We start from the raw sequence: 17,898 nt of genomic DNA, 5'->3' as shown, positions 1-17,898 counted from the left end.
CGACCCACCGACACGCGACTCACGAGGATCGGGGACCCCTCACATGACCACCACCACCGAGGCGCGCACCGGGCGCGACCGCTTCACGGGACCGGCCATCGAGGCCGAGCACCTCGTCAAACGCTTCGAGGACATGACGGCGGTCGACGACGTCAGCCTCATCGTGCCGCAGGGCACGGTCCTGGGCCTGCTCGGCCCCAACGGCGCCGGCAAGACCACCACCGTCCGCATGATGACGACCCTGACCACGCCGACGAGCGGCACCGCGCGGGTCGCCGGGCACGACGTGCTGACCGACCCCGAGGCCGTGCGGCTCAGCATGGGGCTCACCGGTCAGGCGGCCACCGTCGACGAGATGCTGACGGGCCGTGAGAACCTCCGGCTCATCGGCTCCCTCTACGGTCTCGGTCGCGCCGACGTGCGCCGCCTCTCGGACGAGCTCCTCGAGCGGTTCTCGCTCACCGAGTCGGGCAACAAGGTGGTCAAGGAGTACAGCGGCGGGATGCGGCGCCGGCTCGACCTGGCCGTCAGCCTCATCGCCGCACCGCCGGTCCTCTTCCTCGACGAGCCGACCACCGGGCTCGACCCACGCAGCCGTGTCGAGCTCTGGGAGGTCCTGCGCGGGCTCGTGACGGACGGCACGACGCTGCTGCTCACGACGCAGTACCTCGAGGAGGCCGACCAGCTCGCCGACCGCATCGTCGTCATCGACCACGGCCGCATCATCGCCGAGGGCACGGCCCTGGAGCTGAAGGACCAGTCCGGCCAGGCCGCCATCGTGCTGACCGTCTCCCACGCCGAGCAGCTCGAGGAGGCGCGCGCCCTGCTGGCGTCGCACGTCTCCGAGGTCCACGTCGACACGTCGGCCCGACAGCTGACGGCACCCGCTGAAGGCCTGTCCGACATGACCCGCGTCGCCGCGGTCTTCGACCGCAGCGAGATCGTCCTCGACGACCTCGGCCTCAAGCGGCCGAGCCTCGACGACGTCTTCCTCAGCCTCACCGGGCACCGTGCCGAGTCGGACGGCGACCACGACGGCGCGAGAGCCGAGCAGGACGAGCAGAAGGGGGAGTCACGATGACCCAGGCATCCGCGACCACGCAGACCACCACCGCGACCGCTCGCGCGGCCGCGCCCCGGTTCCGTCCCCCGGGCCTGCTGCGCCAGGTCCAGATGATGGTGTGGCGCAACCTCAAGCACACCCGACGCCAGCCCGAGATGCTGACCGACGTCACGATCCAGCCGATCATGTTCGTGCTGCTGTTCGCCTTCGTCTTCGGCGGCTCGATCCGCACCGACAGCGGCTCCTACCGCGAGTGGCTGCTGCCCGGGATCATGGCCCAGACGATGGCGTTCGCCTCGTTCATCGTCGCCACCGGCCTCAACATGGACCTCGACAAGGGCGTCATCGACCGGTTCCGGTCCCTGCCGATCTCGCGCGGGTCGGTTCTCATCGGCCGCAGCATCTACGCGATCATCCACTCGAGCATCGGCGTCTTCGTCATGTCGATGACCGGCCTGGCCATCGGCTGGCGCATCCGGGGCGGCTTCGGCAACGCCGTCCTCGCCTTCGCGCTGCTGCTGCTCTTCGGCTTCGCGATGATCTGGTTCGGCATCCTCGTCGGCTCGGCGATGCATTCGGTCGAGGCGGTCAACGGCCTGATGTTCACGACGATCTTCCCGGTCACCTTCCTGGCCAACACCTTCGCACCCACCGAGGCGATGACGCCGTGGCTGCGGTCGGTCGCCGAGTGGAACCCGATCAGCGCCCTCGTCCAGGCGATGCGTGAGCTCTGGGGCAACGTGCCACCCGCGCCACCGACGGCGGCGTGGCCGCTGCAGCACGCGGTCCTCGTGTCGGTCGGCTGGTCGCTGCTCATCACGGCCGTCGTCGCGCCGCTCGCGATCCGGGCCTACGCGCGGCGGACGGCCGACTGACACGCGACTGCTGATGCGGGGCACCCGCCGAGCTCCACGCATACAACCGAACGGCGCGACCCCGTGCGGGGCCGCGCCGTTCGCGTTCGTGGTGACTCGACCTACTTGACCGAGCCGCTCATCAGTCCGCCGATGAAGTAGCGCCCGAGCACGATGTAGACGAGCAGGGTCGGCAGCGACGCGAGGAGCACACCGGCCATGATCGACGGGTAGTCGGGGTTCTGGCCCCCCGCCAGCTCGTTCAGCGCATACGTCACCGGGCCGTTGTTGCGGTTGGTGAGGAACAGCGCGAAGAGGAAGTCGTTCCAGGCGGACGTGAACTGCCAGATCATCGTCACGACGAAGGCCGGCATCGAGATCGGCAGGACGACCGAGCGGAAGGTCCGCAGGAGGCCGGCGCCGTCGACCTTGGCGGCCTCGAGGATCTCCGTCGGCAGGGCCGTCGCGTAGTAGTTGCGGAAGATCAGCGAGCAGATCGGGATGCCGAAGATGAGGTGGACGGCGATGAGCTTGACGATGCCGTCGAACCACGAGAAGCCCGGCGTGCCCTGCACGTCGAGGAGCATGCCCTGCAACGGGATCATGACGGCCTGGTACGGGATGAACATCCCGAAGAGGAAGAGCGTGAACACCGTCGTCGCCCCGGGGAAGCGCCACTTGCTGAAGACGAACCCGTTGACCGAGCCGAGCATCGCCGACAGGACGGCCACCGAGGTGGCGAGGACCAGCGACCGGAACAGCGGCGGGGACAGCGAGTCCCACGCCGACTTCCAGCCGTTGAAGGACAGCGAGGTCGGCAGCGACCATGCCTGGCTCGCGGTCACGTCGGCGCTGCGCTTGAGGCTCGTCACGATCAGCACGTAGAGCGGCAGCAGGATGAGGACCAGGAAGAGGACGAGCAGGGCGTAGCGCACCGTGCGCCCGACCGCGGTGCCCTCGGTCCCGGGAGCCTTGCCCGGGGTGACCCGCGAGGGGATCGGCTCGCCGCCCACGGCCGCACCGGCCGGCACGACCTCGTTCGTCGTGGCGGTCATCCGCGGGTCTCCTTCTCGGTCTTGTTCGTGTACATCAGGTACGGCACGACGACGATGGCGACGAGGACCAGCAGGATCGTGGCGTTGGCCGCGGCCGCCGTCGGGTTGTTCTGCTGGAACATCTGCGTCCACATCATCGTCGCGGGCACGGAGGCCTTGTAGGAGTTCTGCCCGGCGATCGCGTAGATGAGGTCGAACATCTTCATCGACATGTGGCCGACGATGATCAGGGCCGAGAGCGCGATCGGCGAGAGCTGCGGGAAGAGGACGTGGCGGTAGATCTGCCGCTCGCTCGCACCGTCGATGCGGGCGGCCTCGCGCTGGTCCTCGCTGATGCCGCGGAACCCGGCGAGGAAGAGCGCCATGACGTAGCCGGACAGCTGCCAGATGGCGGGCAGCGCCATCGCCGCCATCGAGAAGGCGCCCGGGGACTGCCACCAGCCGCTCTGGAAGCGTTCGAGCCCGAACATGGCGAGGAGCTGGTTGAGCCCGACGGCCTGGTCGCCCTTGCCGGGCGAGAGCAGCCAGCGCCACACGATGCCGGCCGCGATGAACGAGATGGCCATGGGCAGCAGGTAGACCGAGCGGAAGATTCCCTCCGCGTTGACGCCCTTCTCCAGCAGCACCGCCCACAGCAGGCCGAAGACCATGGTGCCCGCGACGAAGACGACCGTCAGCACGAGCAGGTTGAAGAGGGCGTGCTGGTAGTCGTCACTGCCGAGCAGCTTGGTGTAGTTCGCCAGCCCACCCGGGTTCGTCACGCGCTTGGAGGCGCGCGTCACGGTGCGGTCGAGCGACGTGGAGACGTTGCGGAAGATGAGCCAGTAGACGAAGACCCCGATGAGGATGATCGACGGCAGCACCAGGAGGAACCCCGGGAGCCAGTCCTTGGCCTTGCGCATGGTGGTCCTGTTCGAGAGCGGGTGGAAGGTCCCGTATGCCGCGGGGCGAGCCCAGCGGCATACGGGACCGATGTGCGAGTCGGGTCAGCCGAGGTTCTTCTTGGCAGCTGCCGCGAGGTCGGACACCAGGGTCGCGTCGTCCTTGCTGCTGTAGAACTTGCTGATCGCCGTGCTGATGTCGGCGTTCCACGCGAGCGAGACGGCCGCACCGTGCGCGATCGAGGAGACGATGGTGTTGGACTTGAACGCGTCCATCGCCGCCTGCTGGTAGGGCGGGAAGTCGGTCTTCGGCACGTCGGTGCGTGCCGGGATCGAACCCTTGGCCAGGTTGAAGGCCTTCTGGCCCTCGGCCGACCCGATCAGCATGAGCCAGTCCTTCGTGCCGCCGGGGTTCTTCGCGCCCTTGGGGAGCGTGAAGGAGTCGGCGAGGAAGTCGAAGACGCCGTCGGTGCCCGGGGTCGGGAACCACGTCCAGTCCTGGTCCTGCTTCTTGCCCTTGTCGGCGAACTCGGCCACGGCCCAGTCACCCATGACGTTGTAGGCGGCCTTGCCGTCGATGACCATGTCGGTCGCGACGGGCCAGTCGTCACCGTCGGAGGCGGTGTTGGTGTAGGTGAGCAGCTTCTTGTAGTCGGCCGCCGCGGCCTTGACCTCCGGCGAGTCCCACTTGGTGTCGCCCTTGAACAGGCCGTTGTACTTCTCGGCGCCCAGGTCGGCGATCAGGACGTTCTCGAAGAGCTGGACCTGGGTCCAGGTGCCGGAGACTGACAGCGGGGTCGAGACGCCGGAGGCCTTGATCTTGTCCAGGTCGGCGATCCACGACTTGATGTCCTTTGGCGGCTGGTTCACGCCCGCCTTCTTGAGCACCGCGACGTTCGCCCACACGACGTTGGCGCGGTGGATGTTGGACGGCACCGAGTAGATGTTGCCGTCGACCGTGAGGCGCTCGAGCAGGTTCTTCGGGAAGACCGACTCGCCACCGAGCGCCTGGATGACGTCGTTGACCGGCTCGATCTGGCTCGCGTCGATGTAGTCGGCGAGCTCGGCACCGGCGTGGCCCTGGAAGGAGCCCGGCGGCTGGTTGTTCTGCAGGTCGGACGCGAGCTTGGCCTTCGCGTTGGACCCCGCGCCACCGGCCACGGCCAGGTTGACGAACGTGTCGTTCGGGTACTTCTCCTTGAACAGGGCCTCGAGCGCGTCGAGCCCCTTCTTCTCGGAGCCGGCGGCCCACCACGTGAAGACGCCGACCTCGCCGCCGGCGCCGCCGGCCTTGGTCTGCAGCGACGTCGACGCGCCACCACCGGGGGAGCCCCCTGCGTTGTTGTCCGACGTCGAGCCGCAGGCGGCGAGTGCGACGGACACGACCCCCGCCATCGCCAGGGTTGCAACAGCCCTGTTGCGCATTGATCCTCCTTGTTGGTTCCGCGGCCTTCCCCGAAGCGGGAGCTCATGACTCGCGGTCTGGTTGCCGGCCCCTCCGGACGGCAGGTCTGTGGTGCCTCGTGCCCTGCGTGGACGCTCCACGTCAGGCCAGGGTCGTGCCAGCCGGCGGCATGCACCGGATGACGGTGACGTCACCCGTGACGCGGATCCCGCCCGCGCCGTGGGGGACGAGCAGGACGTCACCGCTGGCGATCTCGATCGGTGCGCTGCTGGCGGCGCCGTGCTCCGTCGCGAGCGTCCCTCGACCCTCGACGACGACCGTCACGGCGAAGGCCGCCGGGGCGGTGACCGACGCCGCGGGGGACGGGTCGGTCGGCCGGACGACCTGCGCCCGGAAGTATGCCTCTGCCTCGGCCGGCAGCGCCGCACCGGCCCCCCGCACCTCGGTCCACCGAGAGCGCAGGCCGGCGAGTGCCCCCGGCGTGAGGGGCCCATGGTCGACGCTGCTCAGGGCCAGCGGTCGGTCGAGGCCGAGGAAGGCGTGCGCCTCCTCGAGGCCGAAGCGCGCGTGCTCGAGCATGACCGACAGGTCGGTGGGCTCCTGCAGCTCGAGCAGGAGGATGCCCTCGCCGATCGCGTGCGGCTGGCCACCCGGGACGAGCACGGCGTCGCCGCGCTGCACCTGGACCGGGTTGAGCGCGGCGAGGAGTCGCTCGTCCTGGGCCTCGACGAGCTCGGCGAGCGTGTCGGGGTCGATCTCCTCGCGGAAGCCGAGCCACACGGTCGCACCCGGCTCGGCCGCGAGCACGATCCACGCCTCCGTCTTGCCGTTGTCGCAGTGCAGGTGGGCCTTCGCGAAGGACCGGTCGGGGTGGGAGTGCACGGGCAGGCGCTCGCCGCTGTCGAGCAGCTTGGTGAGCAGTCCCGGCGCGACGCCATGTGCCGCCACGTGCTCGGTGCCGAGCCACGCCGTGGGGTCTGCGGCGAGCACGTCGGGCAGGTCCCTGCCGTCCGGGAGCCGGGTGATGCCGTCACCGCCCTCGGCGAACAGGCGTGTCGTCGAGGCGATCCAGTCCTCGGGCCGGTGCCCGTCGAAGTCCTCCGGCACCGGCAGGCCTCGGAAGGCCAGGATGCGCTCGCCTCCGCGGTAGAAGCGGTGCGGGGTGTTGAGGGCGAGCCGGGTGGGCTCGTGGGTGGGGTCGAGTGACGATGTCATCGTGCGGGTCCTCCCCGTCGGGTTCCGGAGGCTCTGACGATGAGCCGGGTGGCCATGACGACCGTCTGGGGGGCGGACTCGTCTCCGAGCAGCCGGGCGAAGAGCTGCTGTGCAGCCTTCTGCCCCATGGCCGCCGGGTCCTGGTGGACGACCGTCACGGGCGGGTCGAGCAGTCCCGCGAGCTCGAAGTCGTCGTAGCCGACCATCGCCAGGGACACGCGCAGGTCGTGCATGGCGTGCAACGCGGCGAGGGTGACGCGGTTGTTGCCGGTGATGACCGCCGTCGTCGGGTCGGAGTCGTGGGCCCAGGCGGCGAGCAGGTCGCGGATCGAGGTCGTGCTGTGCGGCCCCATCGACACACGCGCCGGGCCGGGCAGGCCGAGCGCCCGGTGGGTGGACACGAAGGACTCGCGCCGCTGCCGGGCTGTCCAGAAGCCGGGGTCGTCGCCGAGGAAGGCGATGTGGCGGTGGCCGTGGGCCACCAGGTGCTCGACGGCGCTGCGTACACCGCCCTGGTTGTCGCTGAGGACGGTGTCGTTGACCGCCCCTCGCACCGGCCGGTCCATGTAGACGATCGGGGTGCCGCTCGCCTCGACCGTGGGGTCGGCCGACGGCGTCTCGCCGGCGGGCACGACGACGATGCCGTCGACGCGTCGGGCGATGAGGGCCTCGAGGACCGCCCGCTCGCGGGTGGGCGAGCCCTCGGCGCTCGCGGTGATCAGCTGGTGCTGGCGGATGCGCGCCTCGCGCTCGACGGCCGCGCCGATCTGCGAGTAGAAGGGGTTGGCGAGATCCTCGACCACGAGTCCGATGGTGAAGGTCCGGCCCTGGCGCACCATGCGGGCGCCGTCGTTGCGGCGGAAGCCGAGTCGCTCGATGACCGCCTTGACGCGCTCGGCCGTGTCGGGGCGGACGCCGGCCTCGTGGTTGACCACGCGAGAGACGGTCTTGACGGAGACATGTGCCTCGGCGGCCACGTCCGCCATCGTCGGACGCGTCCCTGTCCGGTGGTCAGACAACGCTGTCATGTCGGACATGGGACCAGACGGCAGGGTGGCGCGCAAGCACTTCCGCACACCTCGGCGCCGCTGCGACCGGTCTTGTCCGATTGGCTGTCTCGACCGGACAAGATGAGGGGCTGTCATTGACCGCTTTCGGGTGATACGTCCACTGTCGGGTGGGACGTGATCGCACAACACCGCTCAACGACGAGCACGGAGGAACGATGGCTGTGACCTCAGGGATCCGGAGAGGCGCCGTGGCTATGGCGCTGCTCGTCACCTCGACGATGGGAGCGGTCGCCGGGCCGCCGGGAGCAGCGGCGTCGCCGTCCGACTCCACAGGTGACTTCGCGACCTCCTTCGAGGCGGGTGACCCGCAACCGGCCTTCGGGGCCGTGGAGACGGGGCCGGACGGCCCCCGGCAGAAGAACGTGACCGGCACGGTCAGCGTCGACGGCAGCCTGCTCGGGCAGGTGAGCGCCGTGACCGCCAGCTCCGAGAACTCGCCGGGCGAGGTGGCGGCCAACCTCGCCGACGCCAACCCCGACACGAAGTGGCTCGCCTTCGCCTCGAGCGGCTGGGTGCGCTACCAGCTCGCCTCGCCCGCCAAGGTGCTGCGCTACTCACTGACCTCGGCCAACGACTCGCCCGAGCGCGACCCCAGGGACTTCACCCTGCAGGGCTCGAGCGACGGCACGACGTGGACCGACCTCGACACGCGCACCGGCGTCGACTTCTCCGGCCGGTTCGCCAAGCAGGACTTCACGGTGAAGACCCCGGAGGCGTACGCGTACTACCGACTCAACGTGACGGCCGTGCACTCGGGCGGCATCGTTCAGCTCGCCGACTGGGACATCTCCGACGGCTCGACGGGCACCGGGCCCGCGACGCCCATGGTGACCAAGGTCGGCTCCGGCCCCATCTCCGGCTTCAACATCAAGCCCCTCGTCGGGTGGACCGGCGTCAAGGCGCTGCGCTACTCCGGCGGCCACACCGCCGACGGGCGCGGCTACGCCTGGAACCGTCTCTTCGACGTCGACCTGCCGGTCAACCCGGCAACGCGCCTGTCCTACAAGGTCTTCCCCGACATGATCGCGGGTGACCTCACCTACCCGTCGACCTACAGCGCGCTCGACCTGCACTTCACCGACGGCACCTACCTGTCGGACCTGCGGGCCACGGACGCCAACGGCGTCGCGGCGAGCCCGAACGGCCAGGGCAAGGGCAAGATCCTCTACGCCAACCAGTGGAACGCGGTGTCCGTCGACGTCGGCAAGGTGGCCGCAGGAAGGACCATCGACCGGATCCTCGTCGGCTACGACAACGACACGGCCAAGAAGGACACCCGCTTCGGCGGCTGGATCGACGACCTCGACGTCCAGGCCCACCCCGCCACCGCCGACGCGTCGCACCTGACCAACCTCGTCGACACCCGCCGCGGCACGAACGCCTCGGGCAGCTTCTCGCGCGGCAACAACCTGCCGATCAGCGCGCTGCCCAACGGCTTCACCTTCTTCACCCCGGTCACCAACGCGAACTCCCAGTCGTGGGAGTACTACTACCAGTCGGCCAACAGCGCGACGAACCTGCCGGTGATGCAGGGCCTGGCGATCTCGCACGAGCCGAGCCCCTGGATGGGTGACCGCAACCAGCTCTCGGTGATGCCGTCGGCGACAAGCGGCACGCCCACCGGCAGTGCCTCGGGACGCGGCCTCACCTTCGACCACAAGACCGAGGTGGCGCGGCCCGACTACTACAAGGCCGTGCTCCAGGGCGGCCTCGTCTCCGAGATGACGCCGGCCGACCACGGCGGCGTCTACCGGTTCACGTTCCCGGCCGGCACGACCAAGGGCAGCCTCGTCCTCGACACCGTCGACAACAACGGCACCTTCACCGTCGACGCGGCGACCGGCACCGTGACGGGGTGGGTCGACAACGGCAGCGGCCTGTCCGCGGGCCGCAGCCGGATGTTCGTCTACGGCACGTTCGACCGGCCCGCGAAGGCGGCCGGCACCGCTCCGGGCGGGCACACCGGCACGCGCTACGCCTCCTTCGACACGAGCAGCGACCGCACCGTCGTGCTCAAGCTGGCGACGTCGTTCATCTCGCTCGACCAGGCCCAGCGCAACCATGCGCTCGAGCTGGCCGGCCGTGACTTCGACGCCGTCCACGCCGCCGCCGACGCCGCGTGGAACCAGCGGCTCGGCGTCGTCGGCGTCAAGACCAATGCCGACACCGACTCCGACACGCAGCGCACGATCCTCTACTCGAACCTCTACCGCCTGAACCTCGACCCCAACAGCCAGTTCGAGAACACCGGCACGGCAGCGGCTCCGCACTACCAGTACGCGAGCCCCGTTGCGGCCACGTCCGGCTCGGCCACCGCGACGACGACGAACGCCGCCGTCAAGGATGGGAAGATCTACGTCAACAACGGCTTCTGGGACACCTACCGGACCGTGTGGCCGGCCTACAGCCTCCTCTACCCGGAGGTGGCGGCCGAGATCGCCGACGGCTTCGTGCAGCAGTACCGCGACGGCGGCTGGGTGGCGCGCTGGAGCTCACCGGGCTACGCCGACCTCATGACCGGCACGAGCTCGGACGTCGCGTTCGCCGACGCGTACGTCAAGGGCGTCAAGCTGCCCGACCCGCTGGCGGCCTACGACGCGGCGGTCAAGAACGCGACCGTCCTGCCGACCTCGAGTGCCGTGGGCCGCAAGGGGCTCGACACCTCGATCTTCCTCGGCTACACGAGCACGAGCACCGGTGAGTCGGTGTCGTGGGGTCTCGAGGGGCTCATCAACGACTTCGGCATCGGCAACATGGCGGCCAAGCTCGCGAAGGACCCGGCGACGCCGGCCGCCCGGCGGCCACAGCTGAAGGAGGAGTCGCAGTACTTCCTCGAGCGGGCCACCCACTACGTCAACGCCTTCAACCCGAAGGTCGGCTTCTTCCAGGGGCGGGGGCCCGACGGCAGCTTCCCGGCGACCTTCGACCCGGCTTCGTGGGGCGGCGACTTCACCGAGACCGACGGCTGGAACTTCGCCTTCCACGCACCGCAGGACGGCACGGGCCTGGCCAACCTCTACGGCGGCCGCGACGCGCTCGCGAAGAAGCTCGACACGTTCTTCGCGACGCCCGAGACGGCGACGAAGCCCGGCGGATACGGCGGCACGATCCACGAGATGCTCGAGGCGCGCGACGTCCGGATGGGCCAGCTCGGCCAGTCCAACCAGGTCTCGCACCACATCGCGTACATGTACGACTGGACCGGCCAGCAGTACAAGACGGCCGAGAAGGTCCGCGAGATCCTGCGTCGCCTCTACGTCGGCACCGACACCGGCCAGGGCTACCCCGGCGACGAGGACAACGGCGAGATGTCGGCGTGGTACGTCCTGTCCTCGCTCGGCATCTACCCGCTGCAGGTCGGCTCCTCGCAGTGGGCCGTCGGCTCGCCGAAGTTCTCGCAGGTCACGGTGCACCGCACGCAGGGCGACCTCGTCGTCAACGCCCCGGGCAACTCGGAGAAGAACCTCTACGTCCAGGGCGTGACGGTGAACGGCCACAAGCACAAGAGCGTCTCGATCGACCAGAGCGAGATCGCTGGACCCACGACCGTCGACTTCGCCATGGGTGACAAGCCCTCCGGCTTCGGGTCGCGTGCCCAGGACGCCCCGCCGTCGATCACGCAGGGCACCGAGGCACCCAAGCCGCTCAAGGATGCGACCGGTCCCGGCCGCGGCACCGCGACGGCGACCGACCTCGCGTCGGGGCAGGAGGCCAAGGCGCTCTTCGACAACACGTCGCGCACGTCGGCGACCTTCTCGTCGGCCACGCCGACCGTCGGCTTCACCCTCTCGGGCATCGGCCAGCGGGCGACCTGGTACACGCTCACCTCGGGTCCGAAGGCCGGCGACCCGTCGGCCTGGCGCCTTGAGGGCAGCAAGGACGGCGGCAAGAGCTGGCGGACGCTCGACACGCGTTCGGGACAGGTCTTCCCGTGGCGCCAGCAGACGCGTCCGTTCGAGATCGCGCACCCGAACACGTTCACGACCTACCGCCTCGTCGTCACGGCGACGGCCGGAGGTGCGGCCGCGAACCTGTCGGAGGTCGAGCTGCTCACCGACGGGTCCAAGGCTGAGAAGACCGGCATCAAGGTCGCGGCGGCCGAGGCGTTCGAGACGTCAGAGGACACGCCCTGGACCGGAACCGTCGGAACCTTCTCCGGTGGCGTCGGCCACCGCCAGGACCCGTCGGCCACGGCGACGATCGCCTGGGGCGACGGCACGACGTCGGCGGGCACCATCACCCCCGGTGACCTCGGCTCGTACACGGTCGGCGGCACGCACACGTGGGCCAAGCCGGGCTACTACCGGCCGACCCTCACCGTCACGACAGCCAAGGACCGCGGTTCGGCCACCGGGGGTGCCACCGTGCACCAGGCGTCCGTCCCGTCGTATGCCGCAGGGTTCGACTCCGTCTGCTTCGGCAATGTGGGCGACTCCGTCCCCTGCGACGGCGACCGTGCGGGCCTGTCCCGGGAGGCGCTCGCCGCAGCGGGCGGCGTCCCGGGCAAGCTGCTGACGGTGCCGGGCACCGACCTGAGGTTCTCGATGCCGGGGATCCCTGTCGGGCAGAAGGACAACGCCACGGGCGCCGGCCAGACGCTCGAGGTGTCGCTCGCCCCGGGTGCCACGAAGCTGTCGCTGATCGGCACGGCGACGCAGAGGAACCAGGACACGGTCGCCACGGTCCGCTTCACCGACGGCTCGACCGCGAGCTACCCGGTGCAGTACGGCGACTGGTGCGGCTCGCCCCAGTTCGGCAACGTCGTGGCGCTCGAGATGGCCTACCGCCTCAACGGGAGCAGCACCGACAGCTGCCACGCCAAGCTGTTCGCGACCGCCCCGTACGACCTCCCGTCGGGCAAGACGGTGGCCTCGATCACGATGCCGACGCAGACCGGTGACCCGAAGTCGGCCGGCCGGGTGCACGTCTTCGCGGTCGCCGACAACGGCTCCGCGCTGCAGGTCAAGCCGGGTGCGGACGCGTCGGCGCAGGCCGGTGCCGCCACCGCCGTCGCCCTGGGCTCGGTGAGCGGCGGCGTGCCCGACGGCACCTACACCGCCCGCGTGCAGTACGGCGACGGGTCTGCCACCGAGGACGCGACGGTGGCGGCGCCCGGCGCCGACGGCGTGGCCACGATCGGCGGGAAGCACGCCTGGGCCGCGTCGGGCACCTACACGGTGCGCGTGCTCGTCTCCGACTCGCGCTCCGACGTGCTGTCCGAGCAGACGGTCACTGTGCGGTAGCCGCCCCGCCGTGGCGCGAGGAACACGCCTCCTCGCGCCCACCGATCCAGAGGCCACGAACCGGCGCCCCCACTCCCGGTTCGTGGCCTCTGCCGGTCAGTCGACGTGCTCGCGGAGCCAGGCGATGTCGGCGGCCTGGCCCTCGAGGCCACCCGGGGTCTCGCAGACCACCGGGGCGCCGGCCGCGCGGATGACACCGGCGAGGGCCTCGCCGTCGATGTGGCCCGAGCCGAAGTTCGTGTGCCGGTCGGCGCCGGAGTTGAACTCGTCGCGCGAGTCGTTGGCGTGGACGAGGTCGATGCGCCCGGTGATGGCCCGCACCTGGTCGACGACCGTGCCGAGGTCGTTGCCGCCGGCGTGGGCGTGGCACGTGTCGAGGCAGAAGCCGACCGTGTCCCCGCCGGCCGCCTGGCCGATGGCGTCCCACAGCCGGGCGATCGCCTCGAGCCGGCGCGCCATGGCGTTGTCGCCCCCGGCGGTGTTCTCGATGAGCAGTGGCACCGGCATGTCGAGTCCGTCGATGCACTTGCGCCAGTTGTCGAAGCCCTTGGCGGCGTCCTCGTCGACGCCGAGGTGGCCGCCGTGGACGATGACCCCCCTCGCGCCGATCTCGGCCGCGGCGGTCAGGTGCTGCTGGAGCAGCTTGCGGCCGGGGATGCGGATGCGGTTGTTGAGGCTGGCGACGTTGATCGGGTAGGGCGCGTGGACGTAGAGGTCGACGCCCGCGGCAGCGGCGTCCGCCTTGAGCGCGTCCGCGCCACCGGCATACCGGATGACCGGGCCCTTGTAGCTCTGCGGGTCGCCGAGGAAGAACTGTGAGAGCGAGGCTCCGCGCGCCTTCGCCTCGGCGATCGGGTCCTCCTGGTCGACATGTGCACCGATGTGTAGGGCCATGGCACGAGCGTAGGCGGGCCGGGGGACAGCCCGGATGGTGGACCGGTTGCATAAGCGACGCTTATGCAAGCAATAATGTTGGCATGACCAGCTCGCGCTTCCCCTCGGTCGTCGACGACGTCACGGTCCGGCTCATCGCCGCCGTCGTCCTCGTCGTGGGGGTCATCGCCCTCGCGACGCAGCAGTGGTGGCTGTATGCCGTCCTGGCGGTCGACTTCAGCCTGCGCGCGGCTCTCGGACCCTCGGCCAGCCCGGTCGCGCGGCTCGTGCAGCGGTGGATCCGACCCGCCGTCTCCGCGCCGAAGCGCCCCACTGCAGGCCCGCCCAAGCGGTTCGCGGCGACCATCGGTGCCGTCATGACGGTCGCCGCGACCGCGCTCTGGGTCGTCAGCCTCGTCACCGGCTCCTCGGCCGCTCTCACCGCCGTCGTCGTCATCGGCGTGGTCATGGTGCTCTTCCCGGCGCTCGAGTCGGTCTTCGGCATCTGCGTCGGCTGCATCCTCTTCGGGCTGCTCATGCGCGTCGGGCTCGTGCCCGAGGAGGTGTGCGTGGAGTGCGCCGACATCACCAAGCGCCGGGAGCGACTGCTCGCCGAGCGCGCCGGAAACGCAGCCTGAGTCGTCAGCCCGCGGCGGCGCGCAGCTTCTCGAGCAGCGGGCCGGCCGCCTCGTCGAGGAAGCGCTGCTGGGCGTCGCCGCCGACCTGCACGAGCGCGACGTCGGTGAAGCCGGCCTCCCAGTAGGCGCTCACGGACTCGACGATCTTGTCGAGGTCCGGCCCGCAGGGGATCGACTCCGCGACGTCCTCGGGGCGCACGAACTGCGTCGCCCCGGCGAACCCCGCCGGCGTGGGCAGGTCTGAGTTGACCGACCAGCCGCCGCCGAACCAGCGGAACTGCTCGTGGGCGCGCTTGACGGCCGCCTTCTCGTCGGGGTCCCAGCAGATCGGGATCTGGCCGACGGCGCGGGCCCCGGAGCCGATGCGCTCGGCGCCCTCGGTGCGGTTCCACGTGTGTACGAGCTCGGCCTCGGGCTGCACGGCGATCATGTGGTCGGCCAGCGGTGCGAGCCGTTCGATCGACATGTCGCCGCTGACGGCGACCGCGACGGGCACGAGGATGTCGGGCAGGTCCCAGATCCGCGCCGAGTCGACGTCGAAGTACTCGCCGTGGGGTGACGAGGTCGCCGGAGTGCAGCTTGCGGATGATCTCGATGGCCTCGGCGAGCATCTCCTGGCGGGTCACGACGCCCGGCCAGCCCTCGCCGACGACGTGCTCGTTGAGGCTCTCGCCGCTGCCGAGGCCGAGAGTGAAACGGCCGTCGGCGAGCAGCTGCAGCGTCGCGGCCTTCTGGGCGACGACGGCGGGGTGGTAGCGCATCGTCGGGCACGTCACGTAGGTCATGAGCTCGACCCGCTCGGTGGCGTGGGCGACGGCGCCGAGCACGCTCCACGCATACGGCGCGTGGCCCTGCTCGGTCAGCCAGGGGGAGTAGTGGTCGCTCGAGACCTCGAAGTCGAAGCCCGCCTGCTCGGCGCCCACGGCCCACTTCACCAGGTCCTTGGGGCCGCTCTGCTCGGTCATCAGGGTGTATCCGAAGTTCGTCACGGATAGGGCGTACCCATTCGCGACGAGTGCCCTGTACAAGGTGTGTCCACAGTTGTGGACATCCCTGTGGAGAGCCGCCGGCGCTCAGCCGGTCGGGTCATCCGGACGTCGGTGCAGGACGACGCCCATGTCGACGAGGGGGCACCTGGCGACGGGCTGGCGGTGAGGCCCCCGCCCCGGTGGGTAGGACTTCGGAGTGGCGGTCGCCGCCACCCCACAGACACCGACTACAGACCGAGCGCCCCGGACCGGGGCGGGCAGAGGAGGACCACGTGGCCAAGCGAGTCGCATTCGTCGTCGCGAGCGAGGGCATCGAGCAGGTCGAGCTGACGGAGCCGTGGAAGGCCGTCACCGACGCAGGGCACGAGGCGGTCCTCGTCAGCCCCGAGAGCGGCGAGGTGCAGATGTTCAACCACCTCGACAAGGGCGACACCCAGAAGGTCGACGTCACCGTCGCCGATGCCAAGGTCGACGACTTCGACGCGCTGGTGCTGCCCGGTGGCGTCGCCAACCCGGACAACCTGCGCACGCACAAGGACGCCGTCGCGCTCGTCCGCGAGTTCCTGGCGTCGGGGCTCCCGGTCGCCGCGATCTGCCACGCGCCGTGGACCCTCGTCGAGGCCGACGTGGTCAAGGGCCGTCGCCTGACGTCCTGGCCGAGCCTGCAGACCGACATCCGCAACGCCGGTGGCGAGTGGGTCGACGAGGCGCTCGTCGTCGACGGCAACCTCATCACCAGCCGCAAGCCCGACGACCTCCCGGACTTCTGCGGGGCCGTCATCGAGGCGCTGGAGCACGGCTCGGCGTCGAAGACCTCGGGCACGCAGGGCTGAGAGGCGCCGCCGCATCGCGGCCCAGTATCGACCGCCTCTCCCGGATCCCTGCCGGGAGGGGCGGTCCTCTGTCTCCCGCGTGCCTACCGCAGGTGCGCGGACGGCATACGCGTCAGGGTCGGGAGCTGACGTACGCGTACACCGCCCGAGCGGCGAGGAAGACGACGAGCCACACCACCCAACCGCTCACGGGCAGGCGTTCGAACAGCCGGGCCATCGGTCGCAGGGCGGAGCGCGTCCGTCGACGCGCCCGCCAGGGCAACGGCGGACGTGACGGCACCTCGTCCGCCGGTCGCGCGGGTTGCGGGAGAACCACCGACGCGGGCGCGTTGGCGTCGAGTGCCGCGGTCACGGCGTCACCACGGCGCAGCAGGCTCGGCTCCACGACGACGGTCCACCCGTCTCCGGAGACAGCCCGGCGCGCACCGTCCGGATAGGTGATGAGCCCGGCGAGATCGCTGTAGAGGACCGTCACCACGCTGGAGGGCGCTGAGTACTGGATGCCCTTGGGTCCGAGCAGGATCCGACTGACGCCGTCGACGTGGGCATGCGTGGAGGTGGCGTCGAGCGTCTCCCAGCGCCGGTGGCCGGCCTCCTGGAAGCCGCTCGGGAGCCGGCTCTCCTCGGGCAGGCCGAGCAAGAGGGTGCGCCGCACCTCCGAGAAGACCATGCACAGGTCGTTCGGGGTGACCTGCGCGGCCAGCGCCTCGGTCTCCTTCGCCGTCCGCACCTCGTGGCCGGTGAGGGTGGCCACGGCGGCGGCCCAGGCCACCGCCGGGGCCTGTTGCTCGTCACGGAAGTGCCGGGACCGGGACACCGTCATCTCGTCGAGGAGGGCCTGGTCGGGCCCGCGCTCGGCGAGCTCGCGGAGGCAGCGGTTCAGCACCAGGCCGCACGTGGCGCTCCCCTCGGTGCTGACGTCGGCACCGAACACCAGCAGTGCCGTGTCGGCGTCGATCCGCTCGAGGTCGGCCCAGGGCGCGTACGACGTCCCTTCGAGCTCCCGGAGGGCGCGGGTCAGTGCGCGGACCAGGACGTCCGGGGCGAGGCCGGCCGCGACGGACCGGGTGACGACGGCGGAGCACACCAGCCCGCCGCGGACGCGATGGACTGCCGGCAGGGTGTCGAGCGCCTGCGGAGGAAGGGCGGCCGGCCGTCCCCGGCCGCGAGGCAGCGCAATCCTGACGTCGTGTGGCACCGGGGTGTCGCACGCGAACACGGCGTTCTCGGCACAGAAGACCTCCGCGCACCACTCGCGCAGACGCACCTCCGTCGCGCGGCACAGCCCGAGCTCGCGGTAGGCGGGGAGGCCCGGACCGCGCGCGCCGTAGCGCCACTCCAGGTTGGCCACCACATTCCCCACGGGCCGCTGCTCCGACTCGGCCCGCAGCACCTTGGCCTCGTGACCCAGACGCGTGAGGTCCGGATCGGCGAACCAGCGGGCCAGCCGGCCCAGATGCTCGAGGACCGCCTCGGTCTCCCCGTCGAACTCGAAACGGGTGAGGAAGAGGCCCACCGATGCGTTGAACGCCAGCCGCGGGTCGTTCCAGTCGTGCAGGGCGAGGTGCTCGAGCAGGTGGGTCCACCCGCTGGTCGGCAGCGTCTCGTCGGCCTGTCCCACGCGGAAGAAGAGCGTGGCCCGGGTCGTCTCCCGACCCGCATCGACGCTGAAGATGCGCAGTCCGTCGCGCGTCTCGTCCTGCAGCTCCATCACAACACCCCTGTCGTCGGGGGCAAACGTACCGACCCGGAGCGGCGGGTGGGGACGAAACCGCGGAG

12 protein-coding genes and 1 pseudogene are annotated in these 17,898 nt (G+C 70.5%); 5 read left to right on the top strand and 8 right to left on the bottom strand.

Going from position 1 to position 17,898, the window contains the following annotated elements; translation table 11 throughout:
* Positions 1-43 precede the first annotated feature (43 nt).
* Both LQK93_RS07560 and LQK93_RS07555 read left to right on the top strand, forming a co-directional pair.
* The gene (locus tag LQK93_RS07560; protein ID WP_374970927.1) at positions 44-1,081 is read left to right on the top strand and encodes an ATP-binding cassette domain-containing protein; all 1,038 of its coding nucleotides are present in this window, start codon (positions 44-46) and stop codon (positions 1,079-1,081) included.
* Complete coding sequence (locus tag LQK93_RS07555; RefSeq protein WP_374970926.1) at positions 1,078-1,938, top strand: ABC transporter permease; 861 nt, start codon at positions 1,078-1,080, stop codon at positions 1,936-1,938. The genes LQK93_RS07560 and LQK93_RS07555 overlap by 4 nt, the downstream gene beginning before the upstream one ends.
* A gap of 101 nt (positions 1,939-2,039) precedes the next feature.
* Here LQK93_RS07555 and LQK93_RS07550 read toward each other — a convergent pair whose 3' ends face one another.
* The 5 genes from LQK93_RS07550 to LQK93_RS07530 form a co-directional block, all read right to left on the bottom strand.
* Positions 2,040-2,972 carry a carbohydrate ABC transporter permease gene (locus tag LQK93_RS07550; RefSeq protein ID WP_374970925.1) on the bottom strand — a complete coding sequence of 311 codons (933 nt, stop codon included), beginning with the start codon at positions 2,970-2,972 and terminating at the stop codon, positions 2,040-2,042.
* Positions 2,969-3,874 carry a carbohydrate ABC transporter permease gene (locus LQK93_RS07545; protein WP_374970924.1) on the bottom strand — a complete coding sequence of 302 codons (906 nt, stop codon included), beginning with the start codon at positions 3,872-3,874 and terminating at the stop codon, positions 2,969-2,971. Before LQK93_RS07545 ends, LQK93_RS07550 begins: the two co-directional genes overlap by 4 nt.
* A gap of 84 nt (positions 3,875-3,958) precedes the next feature.
* Complete coding sequence (locus LQK93_RS07540) at positions 3,959-5,278, bottom strand: ABC transporter substrate-binding protein (RefSeq protein ID WP_374970923.1); 1,320 nt, start codon at positions 5,276-5,278, stop codon at positions 3,959-3,961.
* A 121-nt stretch (positions 5,279-5,399) separates the two neighbouring features.
* Positions 5,400-6,473, bottom strand: a complete 1,074-nt coding sequence (locus tag LQK93_RS07535) for a class I mannose-6-phosphate isomerase (RefSeq protein WP_374970922.1) — start codon at positions 6,471-6,473, stop codon at positions 5,400-5,402.
* The gene (locus LQK93_RS07530; RefSeq protein WP_374970921.1) at positions 6,470-7,501 is read right to left on the bottom strand and encodes a LacI family DNA-binding transcriptional regulator; all 1,032 of its coding nucleotides are present in this window, start codon (positions 7,499-7,501) and stop codon (positions 6,470-6,472) included. Before LQK93_RS07530 ends, LQK93_RS07535 begins: the two co-directional genes overlap by 4 nt.
* 236 nt (positions 7,502-7,737) lie before the next feature.
* Here LQK93_RS07530 and LQK93_RS07525 point away from each other — a divergent pair, with 236 nt between their 5' ends.
* On the top strand, positions 7,738-12,786 hold the full coding sequence (locus tag LQK93_RS07525; protein WP_374970920.1) for a GH92 family glycosyl hydrolase: 5,049 nt from the start codon (positions 7,738-7,740) through the stop codon (positions 12,784-12,786).
* 96 nt (positions 12,787-12,882) lie between these two features.
* Here LQK93_RS07525 and LQK93_RS07520 read toward each other — a convergent pair whose 3' ends face one another.
* Complete coding sequence (locus tag LQK93_RS07520) at positions 12,883-13,680, bottom strand: deoxyribonuclease IV (protein WP_374970919.1); 798 nt, start codon at positions 13,678-13,680, stop codon at positions 12,883-12,885.
* Positions 13,681-13,763: 83 nt separating this feature from the next.
* On the opposite strand from LQK93_RS07520, the gene LQK93_RS07515 reads away from it, so the two are divergent.
* Entirely contained in the window at positions 13,764-14,297 is a 534-nt protein-coding gene (locus LQK93_RS07515) for a DUF4395 domain-containing protein (protein WP_374970918.1), read from the top strand.
* Between the two features lie 4 nt (positions 14,298-14,301).
* On the opposite strand, the pseudogene LQK93_RS07510 reads toward LQK93_RS07515, so the two are convergent.
* A pseudogene (locus tag LQK93_RS07510) lies at positions 14,302-15,286 on the bottom strand (LLM class F420-dependent oxidoreductase).
* A 272-nt stretch (positions 15,287-15,558) separates the two neighbouring features.
* Here LQK93_RS07510 and LQK93_RS07505 point away from each other — a divergent pair.
* On the top strand, positions 15,559-16,119 hold the full coding sequence (locus tag LQK93_RS07505) for a type 1 glutamine amidotransferase domain-containing protein (protein WP_374970917.1): 561 nt from the start codon (positions 15,559-15,561) through the stop codon (positions 16,117-16,119).
* A gap of 112 nt (positions 16,120-16,231) precedes the next feature.
* Here LQK93_RS07505 and LQK93_RS07500 read toward each other — a convergent pair whose 3' ends face one another.
* Positions 16,232-17,830, bottom strand: a complete 1,599-nt coding sequence (locus LQK93_RS07500; RefSeq protein ID WP_374970916.1) for a hypothetical protein — start codon at positions 17,828-17,830, stop codon at positions 16,232-16,234.
* Positions 17,831-17,898 lie beyond the last annotated feature (68 nt).

The sequence above is a fragment of the Terrabacter sp. BE26 genome (assembly GCF_041941675.1).
Taxonomy (GTDB): Bacteria; Actinomycetota; Actinomycetes; order Actinomycetales; family Dermatophilaceae; genus Terrabacter.
The sequence above is the reverse complement of the archived record's forward strand: the minus strand, read 5'-3'. Positions and strand labels throughout refer to the sequence as shown.

Bases quoted from the DNA above. Each gene is read 5' to 3' on its own strand.
- LQK93_RS07560 (WP_374970927.1), top strand. From the start codon at position 44: ATGACCACCACCACCGAGGCGCGCACCGGGCGCGACCGCTTCACGGGA.
- LQK93_RS07555 (WP_374970926.1), top strand. From the start codon at position 1,078: ATGACCCAGGCATCCGCGACCACGCAGACCACCACCGCGACCGCTCGC.
- LQK93_RS07520 (WP_374970919.1), bottom strand. From the start codon at position 13,680: ATGGCCCTACACATCGGTGCACATGTCGACCAGGAGGACCCGATCGCC.
- LQK93_RS07530 (WP_374970921.1), bottom strand. From the start codon at position 7,501: ATGACAGCGTTGTCTGACCACCGGACAGGGACGCGTCCGACGATGGCG.
- LQK93_RS07550 (WP_374970925.1), bottom strand. From the start codon at position 2,972: ATGACCGCCACGACGAACGAGGTCGTGCCGGCCGGTGCGGCCGTGGGC.
- LQK93_RS07535 (WP_374970922.1), bottom strand. From the start codon at position 6,473: ATGACATCGTCACTCGACCCCACCCACGAGCCCACCCGGCTCGCCCTC.
- LQK93_RS07525 (WP_374970920.1), top strand. From the start codon at position 7,738: ATGGCGCTGCTCGTCACCTCGACGATGGGAGCGGTCGCCGGGCCGCCG.
- LQK93_RS07540 (WP_374970923.1), bottom strand. From the start codon at position 5,278: ATGCGCAACAGGGCTGTTGCAACCCTGGCGATGGCGGGGGTCGTGTCC.
- LQK93_RS07515 (WP_374970918.1), top strand. From the start codon at position 13,764: ATGACCAGCTCGCGCTTCCCCTCGGTCGTCGACGACGTCACGGTCCGG.
- LQK93_RS07545 (WP_374970924.1), bottom strand. From the start codon at position 3,874: ATGCGCAAGGCCAAGGACTGGCTCCCGGGGTTCCTCCTGGTGCTGCCG.
- LQK93_RS07500 (WP_374970916.1), bottom strand. From the start codon at position 17,830: ATGGAGCTGCAGGACGAGACGCGCGACGGACTGCGCATCTTCAGCGTC.